Source organism: Kordia sp., assembly GCF_050633145.1.
Lineage (GTDB): Bacteria > Bacteroidota > Bacteroidia > Flavobacteriales > Flavobacteriaceae > Kordia.
In genome coordinates, this window is sequence record NZ_JBOEFY010000047.1 from 57,096 (window position 1) to 73,793 (window position 16,698).

Here is a 16,698-nt window from a genome sequence, read left to right on the forward strand (position 1 = left end):
AGTAAGAAATATGAATAAAAAATCACAAAACTCCAGTCAATACACTTCATTCTTGCGAATGAACGGTTTTTGGATGCTTTTCTTTTTTCTATTCACGACAATAGCACTTGCACAAAAAGTGGAAGCCATTGTCGATTCAACACAAATAAAAATTGGCGAAGAAATAAAACTTTCGCTACTAGTAGAAGCAGATACAACAGCAACCGTAGTTTTCCCGGAAGCAAACAATAGCTTTCTACCATTAGAATTGTTGGAAGCCTACGAAACAGATACCGTAAAGCAAGATGCAAAATATAGTCTCATAAAAAAATACGGAGTTACACAATTTGACTCAGGAACTTATTTTATTCCGAAGCAAAAAATACTCATCAACAACAAGCCATTCTTTACCGATTCTATTCGTATTGCTGTGGCAGATGTTGTTGTAGATACGCTCAAACAGAAAATGTTTGACATCAAAAAAATAACTGCAGTCGAAAAAGGCAGCAGTACTTGGTGGATTTATCTATTAATCGTTTTAGGATTACTTGCATTATTTGCTGCGTATTTTTACTTCTTTGTTTTTCAACTGAAAGAAAAAAAGAAGAAAAAGAAAAAAGCGGAAATTCCACCGTACGATCGTGCTTTATTACAATTGAATGAATTAGATAAATCGAAACTTTTACTCAATTCAGAATACAAAGGTTATTATTCAGAGCTTACCAATATTGTACGTCAATATATTGAGGAAGAAGTACGAATTGATGCGTTAGAAAGTACAACTGCCGAACTCATTCATAAAATAGAAGCGCAAAAAGATGCAGGATATTTAGATTTAAAAGATGAAACCATCAAAAATCTGAAAAATGTATTGCAAACTGCCGATTTGGTAAAATTTGCAAAATCAAAACCAGATGACAACATCATCAAAGCCGATCGTAATTTGGTAGAAAACATTGTAGTTGAAACCAAAGAAGCAATTCCTGAAATCTCAGAAGAAGAATTGCGAAAAGACGAAGAATACAAACTAAAACTGATAGAAGAACAACGTAAAAAACAACGTTTTAGAAATACAGTTATTGGTGTTGTGGCAATGATTATTGCTTTTGGCGGATTAATTGGATATGCAACTTTAGAATACGTAAAAGAAAACACATACGTTGGTCATTCTATGGGCGATTTGTTGGAAGACGAATGGACAACAAGTAAATACGGAACATCTGACTTTACCATTTCCACACCAATAGTGCTAACACGAATGACGCCGCTAAAAAGAAAAGACTCGGTTCCATTGCCTTTTGAAACAGATATTTATAGTTATCAAAGTCATTTAGCACCATTTTCGGTAGACTTAGAAATAACAACATTCAAGCAAAAACCAGAAATTACCTTAGATGATATTGCTGAAAAAATTCTAAAGAAATTTGAAGAAGACGGCGCTAAAAACCTCATTTCAAAATATGATGAATATGAGTCGTCAACAGGAATAAAAGGGTTCAAAGTATTTGGAACAGGAACTTTTGTAGATGACTTAAGCCCATTTAGTAGTACACAAGATAGAGCGTATGAAGCCTATATATTTGAAGAAGGACGAGGCATACAAGTATTAATAATGATGTATGCAGAAGATGATGAAGATGGAAAAACACTTGCTGATCGAATTTTAAGTTCCATCACACTAATAGAAGAAGAAAAAGGAAATGATAGATAATTATACATTTGCACATCCACAATTTTTCTGGTTGCTATTGTTCATTCCATTAGCAATTGCTTGGTATATATGGAAAAAACCTAAGCAATTGGCTGCTGTAAAAATGTCAAGCTTACAAGGATTCAAAGTAAAACAAAGCATATTGCCAAAGCTGAAGCCGATACTTTTTGTATTGCGAATGTTAGCGGTAGCTGCATTAATTACGGCATTAGCACGTCCGCAAACAAAAGAAGTCTCTACCAGAGTCAAAACAAACAAAGGAATTGATATTGTCATGGCAATTGACGTTTCGGCAAGTATGTTATCGAAAGATTTAAAACCAAATCGATTAATTGCTTTAAAAAGAGTTGCATCCGAATTCATTGATGGACGACCAAGTGACCGAATTGGATTAGTTGTATATGCAGGAGAAAGTTTTACAAAAACACCAATTACAACTGATAAAAACATTATTCAAAATGCATTAAAAGATATCAAGTATAAGCATGGCGAATTAACAGGCGGAACAGCAATTGGAATGGGATTGGCAACAGCTGTCAATCGTTTAAAAGATAGTAAAGCCAAAAGTAAAGTCATCATTTTATTGACAGATGGTGAAAATAATGCAGGATTTATTGAACCACAAATTGCCGCCGAATTGGCAGTAGAATACGGTATAAAAACTTATACTATCGGAATTGGAACCAACGGAACGGCTTCTACGCCAGTTGCCATAAACCCAGATGGAACCTTTTTATATAGAAGCATGCAAGTGAAAATTGACGAAAAACTATTAAAGGAAATTGCCAATATCACTGGAGGAAAATATTTTAGAGCCACTAATAGTGAAAAATTAGCGGGAATCTATGAAGAAATTAACAAGCTAGAAAAGACAGAAATCGAAGAATTCCGTTATACAAACTATGAGGAAAAATTCAGGATATTTGTGTTTTTTGCCGGAATTTTATTGTTGATAGAAATCCTATTGCGCAAAACCTTATTTAGAAGTTTTATATAAATATGAGTGCAAAAGGTGTCATAATAATAGGAAGTTCGCGAAGTAAAGGAAACACGTATACCATTGTTTCTCAACTTCAACAACAAACAGGTTTTGATGTGATTGATCTGAAAGCATATAAAATCAATCATTTCGATTACGACCTAAAAAATGAAGATGATTTCAATGCGCTGTTCAAAAAAATAACGGCAACCTATGAAATCTTTGTATTTGCAACACCAATCTATTGGTATACAATGAGCGGTGTACTAAAAGTATTTTTTGATAGAATATCTGATTTTCTATTTGAAGAAAAAGAAATTGGAAGACGCTTACGCGGAAAAAAAATGGGCGTTGTAAGCTGTGGATCGGATCAAGAAATAAAAGAAGGTTTTATAATGCCTTTTACAGAAAGTGCAAACTATTTAGGTATGCAATATCTTGGAGATATTCATACATGGATTGAAAATAAAAAAATAACGCAAGAGGTGGCGCAACGCATCACTGAATTTGCAAATCGTTTGATGGAAAAATAACGTATGTTAGAAGAAAAAAAATATTTTTACTTACTCATCATCATCCCAATTGTGGTGTTGGTATTCGTACTCTTGCAGCTTTGGAAACGAAGCGCACAGCGTAAATTTGCCAATAAACAATTATTGGAACGGCTAAGTCCAGAAAAATCAACGTTTAAGCCTATTTTAAAACTAACAATTTGGTGTTTGGCAATAGGTTCATTAGTAGTTGCTTTAGTCAATCCAAAAATTGGAACAAAATTAGAAACGGTAAAGCGTGAAGGAGTCGATATTGTCTTTGCAGTAGATGTGTCTAAAAGTATGTTGGCAGAAGATATTTCGCCAAGCCGATTGAACAAAGCAAAACGTATTGTATCTGAAATTATAAATAATTTAGGAAGTGATCGTATTGGAATTATCGCTTACGCGGGAAGAGCAGTGCCGCAATTGCCAATTACAACCGATTTTTCGGCAGCAAAAATGTTCTTGGCAAATTTGAATACAGATATGTTATCGTCGCAAGGAACGGCAATTGATGATGCTATACGTTTGGCAAAAACCTATTATGACGATGTAGAACAAACCAATCGTGTGCTTGTCATTATTTCTGATGGAGAAGACCATTCTGCTGGTGCAGGACAATTGGCAGAAGAAGCAACAAAAGAAGGTATAAAAACCTATACAATTGGAGTAGGAACAGCAAAAGGTGGACGCATTCCATTAAAAAGACGCGGTATTATAGAATCATACAAGCGCGATTTGCAAGGTGAAGTCGTTATTACACGATTAAACGAGAAAACACTAAAAAATATCGCATCCGAAGGTGATGGCGAATATATTGATGGAAAGGTCACAGAAGATGCAGTGGCATTTGTTACAGACCGACTATCAACGATGAACAAAACAGAATTTGAAGCTAAAAAATTCTCAGAATTCCAAGATCAATTTCAATGGTTTCTTGGTTTAGGAATCTTCTTATTACTGTTAGATGTTTTTCTATTGGAACGAAAAACAGCATGGTTACAAAAGTTAAACCTATTTAATGAAAAAGGATCATGAAATATGTAAAAAACATTTTATTTGTATTGCTTACTGTTTCTGTGTCATTTGCACAAGATAAAGAAGAGGAAGCATTCAAAAAAGACTCAAAAAATTATACATACGCAGCAAACAATGCCGTAAAAGATAGCAGTTTTGCCAATGCAGAAGCAGAATATCGAAAAGCAATTTCCAAAGATGGCGAAAATGTAGCGGCAAAGTACAACTTAGGAAATGTGTACTATAATAATGAAAGTTACGAAGAAGCATTTAACCGATACAAGCAAGCTTCTGAAGTTGCTACGACTAAAGCTGAGAAACACAAAGCATTTCACAACATGGGCAATGTGTTCATGAATAATAAAGAATACGAAAAAGCAGTTGCGGCTTATAAAAAAGCATTGCGAAACAATCCGTCAGATGATGAAACACGTTACAATTTTGCCTTAGCGAAAGACTTGTTAAAGAAAAATCCTCCGAAAGAAGACGATAAAGATAAAAAGGACAAAGACAAAAAGGAAGATCAAAAAGAACAGGATAAAAAAGATCAAGATAAGAAAGATCAAAAAGACAAAAACGAAGACAAAGGCGATAAAGAGAAAGACAAAGGCGGAAAAGACGATAAGGATAAAGACGGCGAAGGCGATAAAGAAAAGGAGAAGAAAAAGAAAGATAATAAAGATGGTCAAGGAAAAGCTGACCAGAAAGACGATAAAAACAAACAGCAACAACAGAAACCTAAGCCAAATCAGTTGTCTCCACAGCAAGTAAAAAGCTTGTTAAAGGCAATGAATAATGCCGAAAAGAAAACACAGGACAAACTGAACGAGAAAAAGGCGAAAGGCGTAAAAGTAAAAGCTGAAAAAGATTGGTAATTATTAAGAAATAGAGAATAAAGCGATTGAAAACAAAAGCATACATATCAACTATCATTTTCTTGCTATTTGCAGGCGTACTAGCCGCGCAGGTTACTTTTGAAACCAAAGTGAGTAAAAAGAAATTGGGCGTAAATGAGCGTTTGAAAGTAGACTTTGAAATGGACAAAGACGGCGATAATTTTACCGCACCAAGTTTTGCAGGATTCCGTGTGGTAGGTGGACCAATTCAATCCATGAGTCACGTTTGGAACAATGGACAACGTTCGTTCTCAAAAACATACACGTATTTTTTACAACCAACTAAAGAAGGAACGTTTACCATCAAACAAGCAAAAGTTGAAATTGATGGACAAACCTATAAAACATTGCCTGTAAAAATAGCTGTTACCAAAGCAGTTGCAAAACCAAAAGATGGTAGCAATTCAGATTATATAATTTCGGAAGGTTTACATTTGGTGACTGAAGTTTCTAAAGGAAATCCGTACTTAAATGAACCTGTTACAATTACATACAAATTGTATGTAAAAATTGGAATCAATGTAAATGATTATAAAGAACTCGGAAAACCAACGTTCAACAACTTTTGGAGTCAAAGCATGCAAACACAAATGCGTGCACAACGAACAACGTATAAAGGAGAAGATTATTCATATGTTATCCTAAAGCGCTATGTTCTATATCCGCAAAAAACAGGAAAACAAGTTGTTGAGCCTTTTTCAATTGACTTGCAAGTTTCTGTGCCTACACGACGTAGAGATGTATTTGGAAGACGTTATGAAACGGCTCACAAAACAGTATCATCTGCACGAAGAACAATTAATGTCAAAGAATTACCAGAAGCAGGAAAACCAGACGATTTTGGAGGTGCAGTAGGTGATTTTGATTTTCAAGTAACTACTAGTAAAAACTCATTAAATGCTACCGAATCGCTTCAAGCAAAAATAGAAGTATCAGGAAAAGGAAACTTGAAATTATTTGAATTGCCAAAATTAAAACTGCCAAGTTCTCTAGAAGTATACGAACCAGAATTTACGGAACGTGTTTCCACACGAACTGACGGAATGCAAGGAAAAATTTCGGACAGTTATACGGTTGTGCCACAGTACAAAGGGAAGTATCCAATTCCGAGTGTGTCGTTCTCGTATTTTGATCCAGTAGAAGAAGCATACAAAACGTTAACGTCGGACGAAATTATTATTGATGTAGTTGAAGGTCCTGTAAATACAGTTACAACTGATACTGACAACGATCAAAACTCAACTCAAAAACAAGCAGTAGCTGCTACAAGTTCGCAGTTTAGGTTCTTAAAAACTGATGCGAGTTTGATGCCGATTAAAACATCAGATTTCTTCAAATCTAATCTGTTTTACGCATTGTTATTTATTCCTTTCTTCTTCATTCCGATTATATTAATTGCAAGAAGAAAAAAGAGAGCGTTTGATAATGATATTCAAGGAAACAAAACGCGTACTGCCAACCGATTGGCAAAAAAGTACTTATCCGAAGCAAAAAAGAAATTGAACGATAAAGAAGCATTTTATGAAGTGTTAGAACCTGCGTTACACAACTATTTACGTGCAAAACTCAGCATAGAAACTTCAGAATTTAGTAAAGAAAAAATAAGTCAATTATTGTCAGAACGTAACGTACAAGACCAAACCATTAACGACTTTATTGGTTTATTAGAAAGTTGTGAATTTGCGCGTTATACACCAGCAACAAATGTAGCAATCAACAAAGATTACGAGAAATCGGTACAGACCATCTCGCAAATTGACAAACAAATACATAGATAAAGAGATGAAAATTAAGATCACATATTTGCTCCTCGTGTTCATTTCTAGTAGCATGCTAGTATTTGGACAAGAAAACACGAGCTTGTTTGAAGCTGCAAATAAAGCGTATAACGACGGAAACTTTCCAGAAGCAATTACGAAATATAAAGCTATTTTAGAAACAGGAAATCATTCCACAGCAATCTATTACAATCTTGGAAATGCATATTATAAGAGCAACGAGATTGGACCAAGTATTTACTATTTTGAAAAAGCACTACAGCTTTCACCAAAAGATGAAGATATTATTAATAATATGGCGTATGCAAAAAACATGACAATTGATGCCATTGAACCATTGCCAAAAACACAACTTTCAAAATTTGTTAATGGTATCACAGGAACTTTTACTTACAATGAATGGGCATGGATTGCGGTGATTTTTGGATTTTTATGTGTAATTTCATTCTTATTATATCAATTTTCGTATCAAACCTTGAAAAAAAGAATCTACTTTTTAATAAGTTTTATCGCATTCCTTTTTATCTTAGGGGCAGTTGCTATTGCATATCAACAATACGGAAAAGCGCAAGCTGATCGTCCAGCAATTGTATTTGCCAAAGAAACCACTGTAAAAGCAGAGCCAAATTTGCGTAGTGATGAGGTATTTGTATTGCATGAAGGAACAAAAGTACAAGTGTTAGATACGATAGATAACTGGAAAAAAATTCAACTCATTGATGGAAAAATCGGTTGGATTGTTGCTGAAGATGTAAACGAATTATAAAATAAAAAATTGAATAAAATAAAAGCACATACAATTCTTAGGTATTCCCTTCTTTTGGGAATATGTGTGTATGTGTCTTTTTCAATATACACTAAAATCCAGTCTACTTTAGATATGGATAATACGGTGCTTGTAGAGCAAATAGAGTTTGATGTACAAGAAAATGTAGAAGAACAAATTCATTTTGAAGATCAATTTAAAATACTGTCAATGCAAAATGTAAAGCTATTTGTGTGTGTAGATCAAAAATATAAGTGCTATAAAAATATACGTCAATTTTCAATATCTTCTTATTTGGAGTATGATACGCCGCCTCCCAAACATTCTTGTTAATTACCTCAAACAAGAATACAACGTTTTAATTTACACCTCATGATATATGTACTGTATATCGCTCAATAAAATATAACCAAACCTATGAAAAATTTATTTTCTAATATCAAGGGAGATGCTTTTGGTGGAATTACTGCCGGAATTGTAGCCTTACCATTGGCTTTAGCTTTTGGAGTTTCTTCAGGATTAGGACCAAGTGCAGGATTGTACGGAGCCATCTTTATCAGTTTTTTTGCTGCTTTATTTGGAGGAACTAATACACAGATTTCTGGTCCAACTGCACCGATGACAGCCGTAAGTATGGTGGTTATTGCAGGAATCGTTGCAGCCAATGATGGAGATCCTGTAAAAGCCATGCCAGCTATATTAACCGTTTTCTTATTGGCAGGTATAATGCAAATTGGGTTAGGAGCTATAGGTTTAGGAAAGTATATAAAATACATTCCGTATCCAGTAGTTTCAGGGTTTATGACAGCTATTGGAGTAATCATACTAATTACACAAATTTTACCATCAATAGGATATTATCCGAAAGAAGATGATGCTTATGTAGAACAATTTAGACCACGAGCTGAAGAGGTTATTTTAGATAATATCTTAAAAGAAGAACGAAAAGAAGGGATTTTGGTGCTAGAAAACATCGCTGTAACGATGGAACGTGGATCAGAAATAACAGAAGCGGATATAAAAAGAGAGTCTGAAACACTTGCTAAAAACGAAGCTTCAGGTGTTATTGGTGCCTTAAAAATATTACCACGCGCTATAAAAAATATCAATTGGTTGGAAGTATTACTTGCCTTAGGAACTATTTTTATTATTTATGGTTTTAAGCGGATAACCAAATCAATTCCAAGTACATTGGTGGCACTCGTCGTCATGTCGGGAATTGCCTATGGTTTCAATTTACAATACCAACCCATTGAAGAAATTACTGGAAGCTTCCCGAAACCTAACCTTGAAATCATTACAGAATTTAGCTTTGGGAGCATTACGCCGTATATATTTACAGCATTAGCACTCGCACTCTTAGGAGCAATTGACTCTTTATTAACAAGTGTTGTGGCTGATAATATGACCAAAACAAAACACAAACCAAACAAAGAATTGGTAGGACAAGGAATAGGAAATTCTATTGCAGCTATTTTTGGAGGAATTCCAGGAGCAGGAGCAACAATTCGTACCGTAGTGAATATCAATTCTGGAGGAAAAACAAAACTATCAGGAATGATTGCTGGTGTTTTATTATTAATTATTCTTTTAGGATTAGGACCAGTAGCTTCAAAAATTCCAGCAGCAGTATTGGCAGGAATTTTAATTACAGTTGGAATCGGTGTGATGGATTATAAAGGATTAAGAGCTATTCCAAGTTTACCAAAAGACATGAAATTTGGACCTTTAAAACTAAGTTCAGAAGTATTAATTATGCTTATAGTACTTGCATTGTCTACTTTTTGGGACTTAATCTATGCCGTAGGAATCGGATTGGTCATTGCTTCATTAATGTTTATGAAGAAAATTGGAGACATTACAGCAAAAGGTTCAGATATAAAGACTTTGAAAGAAGAAGCTTGGGATGATGAAATAAACTTCCCAGAGAACTTAAAAGAAGAAGTATTTATCAAACACATCAAAGGACCTTTATTCTTTGGTTCAACAAGTGAAATTCAAGCCTTGGCAAAACAATTGCCAGAAACAGCACGTACAGTTATTATTCGGATGGATAGAATGCAATACATTGATCAATCTGGATTGTATACTTTAGAAGATATTTTGGTCGATTTAAGAAGCGCAGGACGTAAAGTCTTGTTTGTAGATGTTCCAAAACAACCACGTTATATGATGGAACGAATAGATATCATTCCTGATTTAATTCCAGAAGAAGACTGTTATGATAATTTTGAAGACTGTCTGCAATGGATTAAAGCGAATGTAAAAGATACAGTTTAAAAAAAGCATATTATTAAAACACAAAAACCGCCAAACTTTCAAAAGTTTGGCGGTTTTTATATTATACAGTTTTTAATAATATTATAAGGCTTACATTTTTTGTAAACTCATAATGTATATTACTTACCGCAATCTTGGTTTTTTATAGCTTCTTCTATAGCAGCTTTGAACTTTTCTTTATCTTCTTCAGAAGTATATTTCTTTTCCAGTTCTTTGCCCATAGCCATCATTTTTTCGCCAAGCTCTTTAGCTTCTTTCATTGCGTCTGCATCACCAGCCATTGCTTTGTCTTTTAAGCCCATCATTTGGCATTGGATATCTGCTAATTTTGCAACATCGCTTTCAATAGAGCCGCCGCAACTTACCATAAAGAATGATACAAGAATTGCTAATAGGATTGTTTTTTTCATATTGTATGAAGGTTTTAAATTAGTTTACTTTTTAATCTTGATTGAGTTCTTTAGGCTATATTTTACAAGATCAATTGTGGGATTACTATTTACATAAAGGGTATGTTTACATAAAACAGCACCGTAAATTAGGCAAAATCTTTTATTTAGAAAGAGATTTCTTAATTAATTTTGAAAACAATGGTAAATGAAAGACTAAAGCATTCTAGTGTCTATCTATAAAATTTGCGTTTATAGTATGTTCCTTCAGCATCTTTTTTAACGTCAAAAACAAGCGTATTGAAGTTCAGGTATGGCTTCCGAAACAGAAATTGTAGAATACGAAAATAGTGGAAGCGGAACGGCTAATTAATACTTAAAACAACAAATCCAATATAAAATCAAATACACTGTATATTCCGTAAAAAATAGATCCTACAAACAAAAGAAATAATACCAAACAGCAACCGCAATTTCCTTTATTTCCATTAAAGTTTGCTTTAAAAACATTATTACCGTTGTTATTGGAAGAATCGTATTCATATTCGTTATACTCAGTAAGTCGATCGTTGGGTAAAAAGAAACCTTGCCAATCGCCATCTGGAATAGACAACACCCAATCGGTATGACAATGTGTGCACTCAAATGTAGTTTCTTGTGAATTTTGCGAAATCTGATTTGAATTTATGACACGAATAAAAGTGCCGTCTAAAGACTTTTTCTCAAATGCTTTTTCAAACGCAGCAAAATCTTGGTCCGAAAAAAACCGTTCTGTCGCAAAACTGGAGCAATGTTCACACATGAATTATAAATGTAATTTTTAGCTATCTATTTTTGATTAGAAGTAATTTTTTCTTTTTTTAATTTTCCTCTCAAAGCAGTTGTATTCAACTTTTTTTGAAAAGGCTTGATACTATCTTCATCATGAAGATGTTTTATTTCAGGATTTACACATTTTTCACACATACCTATTAATTTTCATTTTCTTCAATGTCTTTCAAGTCGTCTTCCTGCGCTTTCTTTTCGTCTGCTTGCTGAGTTTTACTAGTTTTAAAAGAATCTAGTGTTCCATTCTTATTAGTCTCTTCCAACACATAGGCAAACACAAATCCGCCAACTTCTTTTACAGGTTCATACAATGCCGATCCATCAATCTTATCTTGTTCTACAAATGTCATAGTATTGTTGGTGCGCTCAAAAAACACCAAAGCAGCTCCTATAATAACTGCCATTTTCAATCCGCCAAAAGCGCCACCTAAAATTTTATTCAAAATACCTAGCGAAGCAAAATCAGCAACTTTTGTCAACAACTTTCCAGCCATGGTAACAGCTATTAAAATTACAATAAAAGTAATTGCAAATGCAGTTAAATTAACATATTTCTCCTCCCAAGACGGGAAATTCTCAACTAAAAAGTCGCCTGCAAAATATGAAAAGTGGATTGCGCCATACAATCCAGCAATCAAAGCTACTAGTGAAGCAATTTCTACAAAAAGTCCTTTCATAAGTCCGCGCGCAAAGCCAAGTACAATCACGCCACCTATAATGATGTCAATAAAGTTCATGAATATCGAGTTTTAACAAATATAGAACTATTATTGGTAGTGTTTTATTGTATTTCGTTACAGTTGGGAATATCTTGCTTCAAGAAAAATATTCAATATACTTATCAAAATTGATCATTATACCACAAGTTTTCATTTGAAAAATAAAAATATCAACACACGTTACCTACCTTTGCAGCGGAAAAGAAAGAAACAATGGCAAGAGACGAAGTATTAAAAGAACGATGGAATACGCTTGTTGAAAAACTGACGGATCAGTTTGCAGAAGGAGATACCTTAGATTTAGACTCAATTATATACCTAATTGGAGTTCAGGAGCTTGGGCAAATTCATCGAAATTTTAAAAAAGATGACAAAGTAAATCTAATGCATATTGCTATTTGTCGCTTGTTGGAACCGTACGGCTATTATGAGTTTGACTACTTTGACGATGACGGCTGGCCACACTATAAATTTAAAGAAGAATTGCCAACCTTAAAAGCGGGAGAACAAACCGTATTAATGAAAGAAGCAATTGTAAGTTACTTTTTAGAGAAGGAATACATCGAATAAGCTAGTTTTTTCTAAATTTGCAAGCTAAATCAAAATATCGTCATGATAGATAAGATCAAGGAACATATTGCGGAAGTTGAAAAGTTTACAACTCAAGCAAAAGAAGACATAGAAAACTTCAGAATTAAATACTTAGGTAAAAAGGGATTATTAAAACAATTTTTTGCTGAGTTTAAAAATGTTCCGAATGAACAAAGGAAAGATTTCGGTCAAGTAGTAAATCAGTTGCAAAAAGCCGCACAAGACAAAGTCAATGCCTTAAAAGAAGCTTTAGAAAATAATGCTGAAGAAAAAGGTGTGTATGGCGATTTAACACGTCCAGCACAACCAATTGAAATTGGTGCGCGTCACCCAATATCATTGGTAAAAAATCAAATCACAGATATCTTTTCTCGTATTGGTTTTGATGTGTCTGATGGACCAGAAATTGAAGATGATTGGCATAACTTTACTGCCTTAAATCTTCCAGAATATCATCCAGCGCGCGATATGCAGGATACATTCTTCATTCAAACAAATCCAGATATCTTATTACGAACGCATACAAGTTCTGTGCAAGTTCGATACATGGAAAATAACAAACCGCCAATTCGTACAATTTCTCCGGGAAGAGTATATCGTAATGAGGCGATTTCGGCACGTTCACACTGCTTTTTCCATCAAATAGAAGGATTGTACATAGACAAAGATGTAAGCTTCGCAGATTTAAAACAAACCTTGCAGCATTTCACCAAAGAAATGTTTGGGAAATCTAAAATTCGCTTGCGTCCTTCATACTTCCCATTCACAGAGCCAAGTGCTGAAATTGATGTGTATTGGGGATTGGAAACAGAAACCGATTACAAAATTACCAAAGGAACGGGCTGGTTAGAAATTGGAGGTTGCGGAATGGTAGATCCGAATGTATTGACTAATTGCGAAATTGACCCAGAAGAATACTCAGGTTTTGCTTTTGGTGTCGGAATCGATCGTATAGCGATGTTATTGTACCAAATTGGAGACATCCGTTTGTTAAGTGAAAATGATGTTCGTTTTTTAGAGCAATTCAAATCTGCATTGTAAATACATCGAAACGTCATTACGAGCATAGCGAAGTAAGCTGTTTTTTAGAGAAACAGCTTGCAAAAGCTTCGCAATGACGAAATCTAGTAACAATAACTTGATATGAAAAAAGACATTGAAATTCCTCAAGTAGAAGGTGTGTATATGGCTGTCGTACAAGAGTACAATGAAATCTATAAGACAGACGACTGGAATGCGTATATTATCAACGATAAAGACGTAGATTTAGAAATGGTATTGGTCGTTTCTCATGGATATGATGCAGACAGAAAAACGTCTGTAATGCGTCATAAATTGGAAAAACTACCTGCAAAATCGTATGCAAAAGCTGAATGGATGCAGGAAGATGTGTTTGCGCTCAACAACGAATTTCGTGTGACTTTCTTTGAAGGAAGTAAAATGTATGATAAAAAGTATCTATTCAGAAAAAATACGATCAATACAAAGGCGTTTCAGCCAATTCCGTTAATGAACACGAAAGGAATTTTGGTTAAATAGACGCGCTTTGCTTTTAGACTTGTTCCCGCGAGGGCGGGAATCTCTTAGATCGTTTCACTCTTAGATTTTTAGACTCGTTTCACTTCGGCAGGCTTAGTCTGAACGCTGTTAGAACGCGCTGTTGCGCTTTTAGACTTTTCTTACTGTTGCAAGGTGTTTTTTGAATTATAATAGCGTGCCCTAAACGGTCAGGCTCTCGGCAGTCGCTCTCTTCGAGGAGCTTCAACAAAGCCTCCATCCTTCACGCGAAAGCGTAATATGACATTAACAAAACGTCACTTCGAGTGATTTTTCAAAGAAAAATTGTATCGAGAAGTAATTTTCAAATGGACAGATTAACAAATTGTCAAAGTAAACCTAATCCAACTTATCCGTTAATTTCTTAAATACTTTCTTAGGATCTTTATTTTCATACAAAATCGCATACACAGCATTAATAATAGGAATTTGCGTTTTCTTATCGTTCTTCTGATTCAACAAATACGCACTTTTCGTTGCATAATAACCTTCAGCAACCATGTTCATTTCCATTTGTGCAGATTTTACAGTGTATCCTTTTCCAACCATATTTCCGAACATACGATTTCGAGAAAAAACAGAATATCCAGTTACCAACAAATCGCCCAAATAAGCAGAATTATTAATATTACGTTTCATCTTGTGTACTTTCTTAATAAAACGCTTCATTTCACGAATAGCGTTACTCATTAATACACTTTGGAAGTTATCTCCGTATCCAAGTCCGTGAGCAATTCCAGCAGCAATAGCGTAGATGTTTTTTAACATTACGGCATATTCAGTTCCAATAACATCATCACTGACTTTCGTTTTAATATAATTACTTGAAAGCTGATCGGCAATTGTCTGCGCTTTCTCTTGATCGGCACAAGAAATCGTTAAATACGACAAGCGTTCCAAAGCAACTTCTTCTGCATGGCAAGGTCCAGCAATGACGGCAATATTTTCAAAAGGAGTTTTATACACATCATGAAAATGTTCGCCAACCAACAAACCAGATTCTGGAATGATTCCTTTTACGGCAGAAACGATGATTTTATCTTTAATATCAACCGTTAATTTCTTCAATTCGTCAAAAATAAACGCAGAAGGAATTACAAAAATTAAGACATCTGCATACGTAGCAATTTCGTCAAAATCATTGCTTATCTTCAGCTTATCCGTATTAAACTCTACTGAACTTAAATAGCTAGGGTTGTGTTGCTCTTTCAGTAAATGTTCTTTCGTGTACACACTACGCATGTACCATCCAACTTCATCTAAATTTTCGCAAAGCATCTTTACAATGGCGGTTGCCCAACTTCCTGCTCCGAAAACGGCATATTTTAATTCGTTGTCCATAAAGGTTGATCTATGATTCAAAAATACACAAAATATCGTTCTAATAGCAGTATTGATATTCAACAATTTATCATTTTGGCACATGTTTTGAAAGTAATTAAACATCAACAACAAAACGATTGGCTTATGAAAACTATAAAATTACTTTTAGCAATTACACTATTTAGTGCTACGATGAGTTCATGTTACACTGAAGTTATTGTAGAAGACCCAATTATTGACGAGCCAGGTATTTCGTTAAACCAGTTATTAAGCTCGTACGAATTGTGGTATGTAAACATAAATGAAACAACAGGAAATGGCGAAGTTCCATTTTTGCAGCGAGCGTTTACAGTATCATTTATCAACGGAACGTTATACGCAAACAATAATATTTCAGGAATTGGAACCAATGGAAACGGATATGGAATTGATGTAGGAGCCTACGGAACTGATTTCGACTTTGTAGATATTGATCATGATATTGATGGATTTTATCCGTTGCGTGTAGATCAATTAAGTGTAAATAGAATCCGTATGGTAGATACGTCTACAAATACAAGTTATTACTTAACAGGATATCAACGATCAAATTTTGATTACGATTTTGTGTTCTATGATAACATTCACTATTTATTACAAGAATTTACTGCTTGGAAAAAAATATACACAAGTCAAGAAGGAATGCTGAATGAATTTGATGATGAAAACTTCTTGACTTTCTTATCAGGTGGAAATGACGATACGTTCTTATCATCTACAGATACAGAAAATACTCCAATTGCCGATTTGATATACGATTATGAAGGAGTATATACAATATATGATGTAGAGGGCGATCCATACTCAAAAGTTTTAACATTAGATTATGACTATCTGGACAATGAATACTTTGAATTGAGCGTTATAAATGACGAAACGGTATCATTGTTTCATCCAGGTTCTGGAACAACCTACGAATTTCAAGGAAGAGGATATATTCAATACTTACGTCCGTCAAGTGATGGAAGTGATACAAGGTTGAAGCAGACAAATAAAAAACGTAAAAAAATTATCAATAAGAAGTTCAATAAGGACGACTTTAAGAAATAAGATAATAAGACATAAAGACTTTGGTTGGTTATTTAGTTTAGAAACAGTTTTTACATTCGTGTAGAAGCTGTTTCTTTTTTTAATGAGACTCACTATTGTAAAGTTGAAAGCGTATACAAAGGAGCATTATGTTTCAAACCGTATCAAAATAAAAATTGAAGTACGTTCTGCCGAAAGGCAACTAATGAAAATTAATATTCAAAAAATACATTTTTGATTCCCCAGCTATTTTTATACCTTTCAAACACCAAACACCAAACACC

General features: G+C 34.3%; 16 protein-coding genes. 12 read left to right on the top strand and 4 right to left on the bottom strand.

The genetic code is table 11. The annotated features are described in order from the left end of the window. The first annotated feature begins 10 nt into the window (after positions 1–10). The 8 genes from ACRBBL_RS20540 to ACRBBL_RS20575 all read left to right on the top strand — a co-directional run bounded on the left by ACRBBL_RS20540 (position 11) and on the right by ACRBBL_RS20575 (position 9,939). The gene (locus ACRBBL_RS20540; protein ID WP_431370962.1) at positions 11–1,690 is read left to right on the top strand and encodes a hypothetical protein; all 1,680 of its coding nucleotides are present in this window, start codon (positions 11–13) and stop codon (positions 1,688–1,690) included. Further along, positions 1,680–2,687, top strand: a complete 1,008-nt coding sequence (locus tag ACRBBL_RS20545) for a vWA domain-containing protein (protein WP_431370963.1) — start codon at positions 1,680–1,682, stop codon at positions 2,685–2,687. The genes ACRBBL_RS20540 and ACRBBL_RS20545 overlap by 11 nt, the downstream gene beginning before the upstream one ends. Positions 2,688–2,689: 2 nt before the next feature. Continuing rightward, positions 2,690–3,202 (top strand): flavodoxin family protein, encoded by a 513-nt coding sequence (locus ACRBBL_RS20550; protein WP_431370964.1) that lies wholly within the window; start codon positions 2,690–2,692, stop codon positions 3,200–3,202. 3 nt (positions 3,203–3,205) lie between these two features. After that, positions 3,206–4,240, top strand: coding sequence for a VWA domain-containing protein (locus ACRBBL_RS20555; RefSeq protein ID WP_431370965.1), 1,035 nt, complete (start codon positions 3,206–3,208; stop codon positions 4,238–4,240). Further along, positions 4,237–5,094 (top strand): tetratricopeptide repeat protein, encoded by an 858-nt coding sequence (locus tag ACRBBL_RS20560; RefSeq protein WP_431370966.1) that lies wholly within the window; start codon positions 4,237–4,239, stop codon positions 5,092–5,094. The genes ACRBBL_RS20555 and ACRBBL_RS20560 overlap by 4 nt, the downstream gene beginning before the upstream one ends. Positions 5,095–5,120: 26 nt before the next feature. Then, positions 5,121–6,893, top strand: a complete 1,773-nt coding sequence (locus ACRBBL_RS20565; protein ID WP_431370967.1) for a BatD family protein — start codon at positions 5,121–5,123, stop codon at positions 6,891–6,893. A gap of 4 nt (positions 6,894–6,897) precedes the next feature. Further along, a complete protein-coding gene (locus tag ACRBBL_RS20570) occupies positions 6,898–7,659 on the top strand; it encodes a tetratricopeptide repeat protein (protein ID WP_431370968.1) in 762 nt (253 codons plus the stop codon). 417 nt (positions 7,660–8,076) lie between these two features. Beyond that, the gene (locus tag ACRBBL_RS20575) at positions 8,077–9,939 is read left to right on the top strand and encodes a SulP family inorganic anion transporter (RefSeq protein WP_431370969.1); all 1,863 of its coding nucleotides are present in this window, start codon (positions 8,077–8,079) and stop codon (positions 9,937–9,939) included. Positions 9,940–10,058: 119 nt separating this feature from the next. Here ACRBBL_RS20575 and ACRBBL_RS20580 read toward each other — a convergent pair whose 3' ends face one another. From ACRBBL_RS20580 to ACRBBL_RS20590, 3 genes are all read right to left on the bottom strand, one after another. Continuing rightward, complete coding sequence (locus tag ACRBBL_RS20580) at positions 10,059–10,349, bottom strand: hypothetical protein (RefSeq protein ID WP_431370970.1); 291 nt, start codon at positions 10,347–10,349, stop codon at positions 10,059–10,061. A 355-nt stretch (positions 10,350–10,704) separates the two neighbouring features. Continuing rightward, positions 10,705–11,130, bottom strand: coding sequence for a hypothetical protein (locus ACRBBL_RS20585; RefSeq protein ID WP_431370971.1), 426 nt, complete (start codon positions 11,128–11,130; stop codon positions 10,705–10,707). Positions 11,131–11,299: 169 nt separating this feature from the next. Further along, the gene (locus tag ACRBBL_RS20590; RefSeq protein WP_431370972.1) at positions 11,300–11,893 is read right to left on the bottom strand and encodes a CvpA family protein; all 594 of its coding nucleotides are present in this window, start codon (positions 11,891–11,893) and stop codon (positions 11,300–11,302) included. A 195-nt stretch (positions 11,894–12,088) separates the two neighbouring features. Between ACRBBL_RS20590 and ACRBBL_RS20595 the strand changes: the two genes are divergently transcribed. From ACRBBL_RS20595 to ACRBBL_RS20605, 3 genes are all read left to right on the top strand, one after another. Further along, positions 12,089–12,445, top strand: coding sequence for a hypothetical protein (locus ACRBBL_RS20595; protein WP_431370973.1), 357 nt, complete (start codon positions 12,089–12,091; stop codon positions 12,443–12,445). Positions 12,446–12,487: 42 nt separating this feature from the next. Next, entirely contained in the window at positions 12,488–13,507 is a 1,020-nt protein-coding gene (pheS, locus tag ACRBBL_RS20600) for a phenylalanine--tRNA ligase subunit alpha (protein ID WP_431370974.1), read from the top strand. A gap of 102 nt (positions 13,508–13,609) precedes the next feature. Continuing rightward, entirely contained in the window at positions 13,610–14,005 is a 396-nt protein-coding gene (locus ACRBBL_RS20605; RefSeq protein ID WP_431370975.1) for a hypothetical protein, read from the top strand. Positions 14,006–14,362: 357 nt separating this feature from the next. Here the strand turns inward: ACRBBL_RS20605 and ACRBBL_RS20610 are convergent, their stop codons facing one another. Beyond that, the gene (locus ACRBBL_RS20610) at positions 14,363–15,364 is read right to left on the bottom strand and encodes an NAD(P)H-dependent glycerol-3-phosphate dehydrogenase (RefSeq protein WP_431370976.1); all 1,002 of its coding nucleotides are present in this window, start codon (positions 15,362–15,364) and stop codon (positions 14,363–14,365) included. Between the two features lie 126 nt (positions 15,365–15,490). On the opposite strand from ACRBBL_RS20610, the gene ACRBBL_RS20615 reads away from it, so the two are divergent. Beyond that, positions 15,491–16,435, top strand: a complete 945-nt coding sequence (locus ACRBBL_RS20615; RefSeq protein ID WP_431370978.1) for a nicotinic acid mononucleotide adenyltransferase — start codon at positions 15,491–15,493, stop codon at positions 16,433–16,435. The last annotated feature ends 263 nt before the right edge of the window (positions 16,436–16,698 follow it).

Bases quoted from the DNA above. Each gene is read 5' to 3' on its own strand.
- ACRBBL_RS20550 (WP_431370964.1), top strand. From the start codon at position 2,690: ATGAGTGCAAAAGGTGTCATAATAATAGGAAGTTCGCGAAGTAAAGGA.
- ACRBBL_RS20570 (WP_431370968.1), top strand. From the start codon at position 6,898: ATGAAAATTAAGATCACATATTTGCTCCTCGTGTTCATTTCTAGTAGC.
- ACRBBL_RS20610 (WP_431370976.1), bottom strand. From the start codon at position 15,364: ATGGACAACGAATTAAAATATGCCGTTTTCGGAGCAGGAAGTTGGGCA.
- ACRBBL_RS20605 (WP_431370975.1), top strand. From the start codon at position 13,610: ATGAAAAAAGACATTGAAATTCCTCAAGTAGAAGGTGTGTATATGGCT.
- ACRBBL_RS20590 (WP_431370972.1), bottom strand. From the start codon at position 11,893: ATGAACTTTATTGACATCATTATAGGTGGCGTGATTGTACTTGGCTTT.
- ACRBBL_RS20560 (WP_431370966.1), top strand. From the start codon at position 4,237: ATGAAATATGTAAAAAACATTTTATTTGTATTGCTTACTGTTTCTGTG.
- ACRBBL_RS20585 (WP_431370971.1), bottom strand. From the start codon at position 11,130: ATGTGTGAACATTGCTCCAGTTTTGCGACAGAACGGTTTTTTTCGGAC.
- ACRBBL_RS20615 (WP_431370978.1), top strand. From the start codon at position 15,491: ATGAAAACTATAAAATTACTTTTAGCAATTACACTATTTAGTGCTACG.
- ACRBBL_RS20540 (WP_431370962.1), top strand. From the start codon at position 11: ATGAATAAAAAATCACAAAACTCCAGTCAATACACTTCATTCTTGCGA.
- pheS (WP_431370974.1), top strand. From the start codon at position 12,488: ATGATAGATAAGATCAAGGAACATATTGCGGAAGTTGAAAAGTTTACA.
- ACRBBL_RS20595 (WP_431370973.1), top strand. From the start codon at position 12,089: ATGGCAAGAGACGAAGTATTAAAAGAACGATGGAATACGCTTGTTGAA.
- ACRBBL_RS20545 (WP_431370963.1), top strand. From the start codon at position 1,680: ATGATAGATAATTATACATTTGCACATCCACAATTTTTCTGGTTGCTA.
- ACRBBL_RS20555 (WP_431370965.1), top strand. From the start codon at position 3,206: ATGTTAGAAGAAAAAAAATATTTTTACTTACTCATCATCATCCCAATT.
- ACRBBL_RS20580 (WP_431370970.1), bottom strand. From the start codon at position 10,349: ATGAAAAAAACAATCCTATTAGCAATTCTTGTATCATTCTTTATGGTA.
- ACRBBL_RS20575 (WP_431370969.1), top strand. From the start codon at position 8,077: ATGAAAAATTTATTTTCTAATATCAAGGGAGATGCTTTTGGTGGAATT.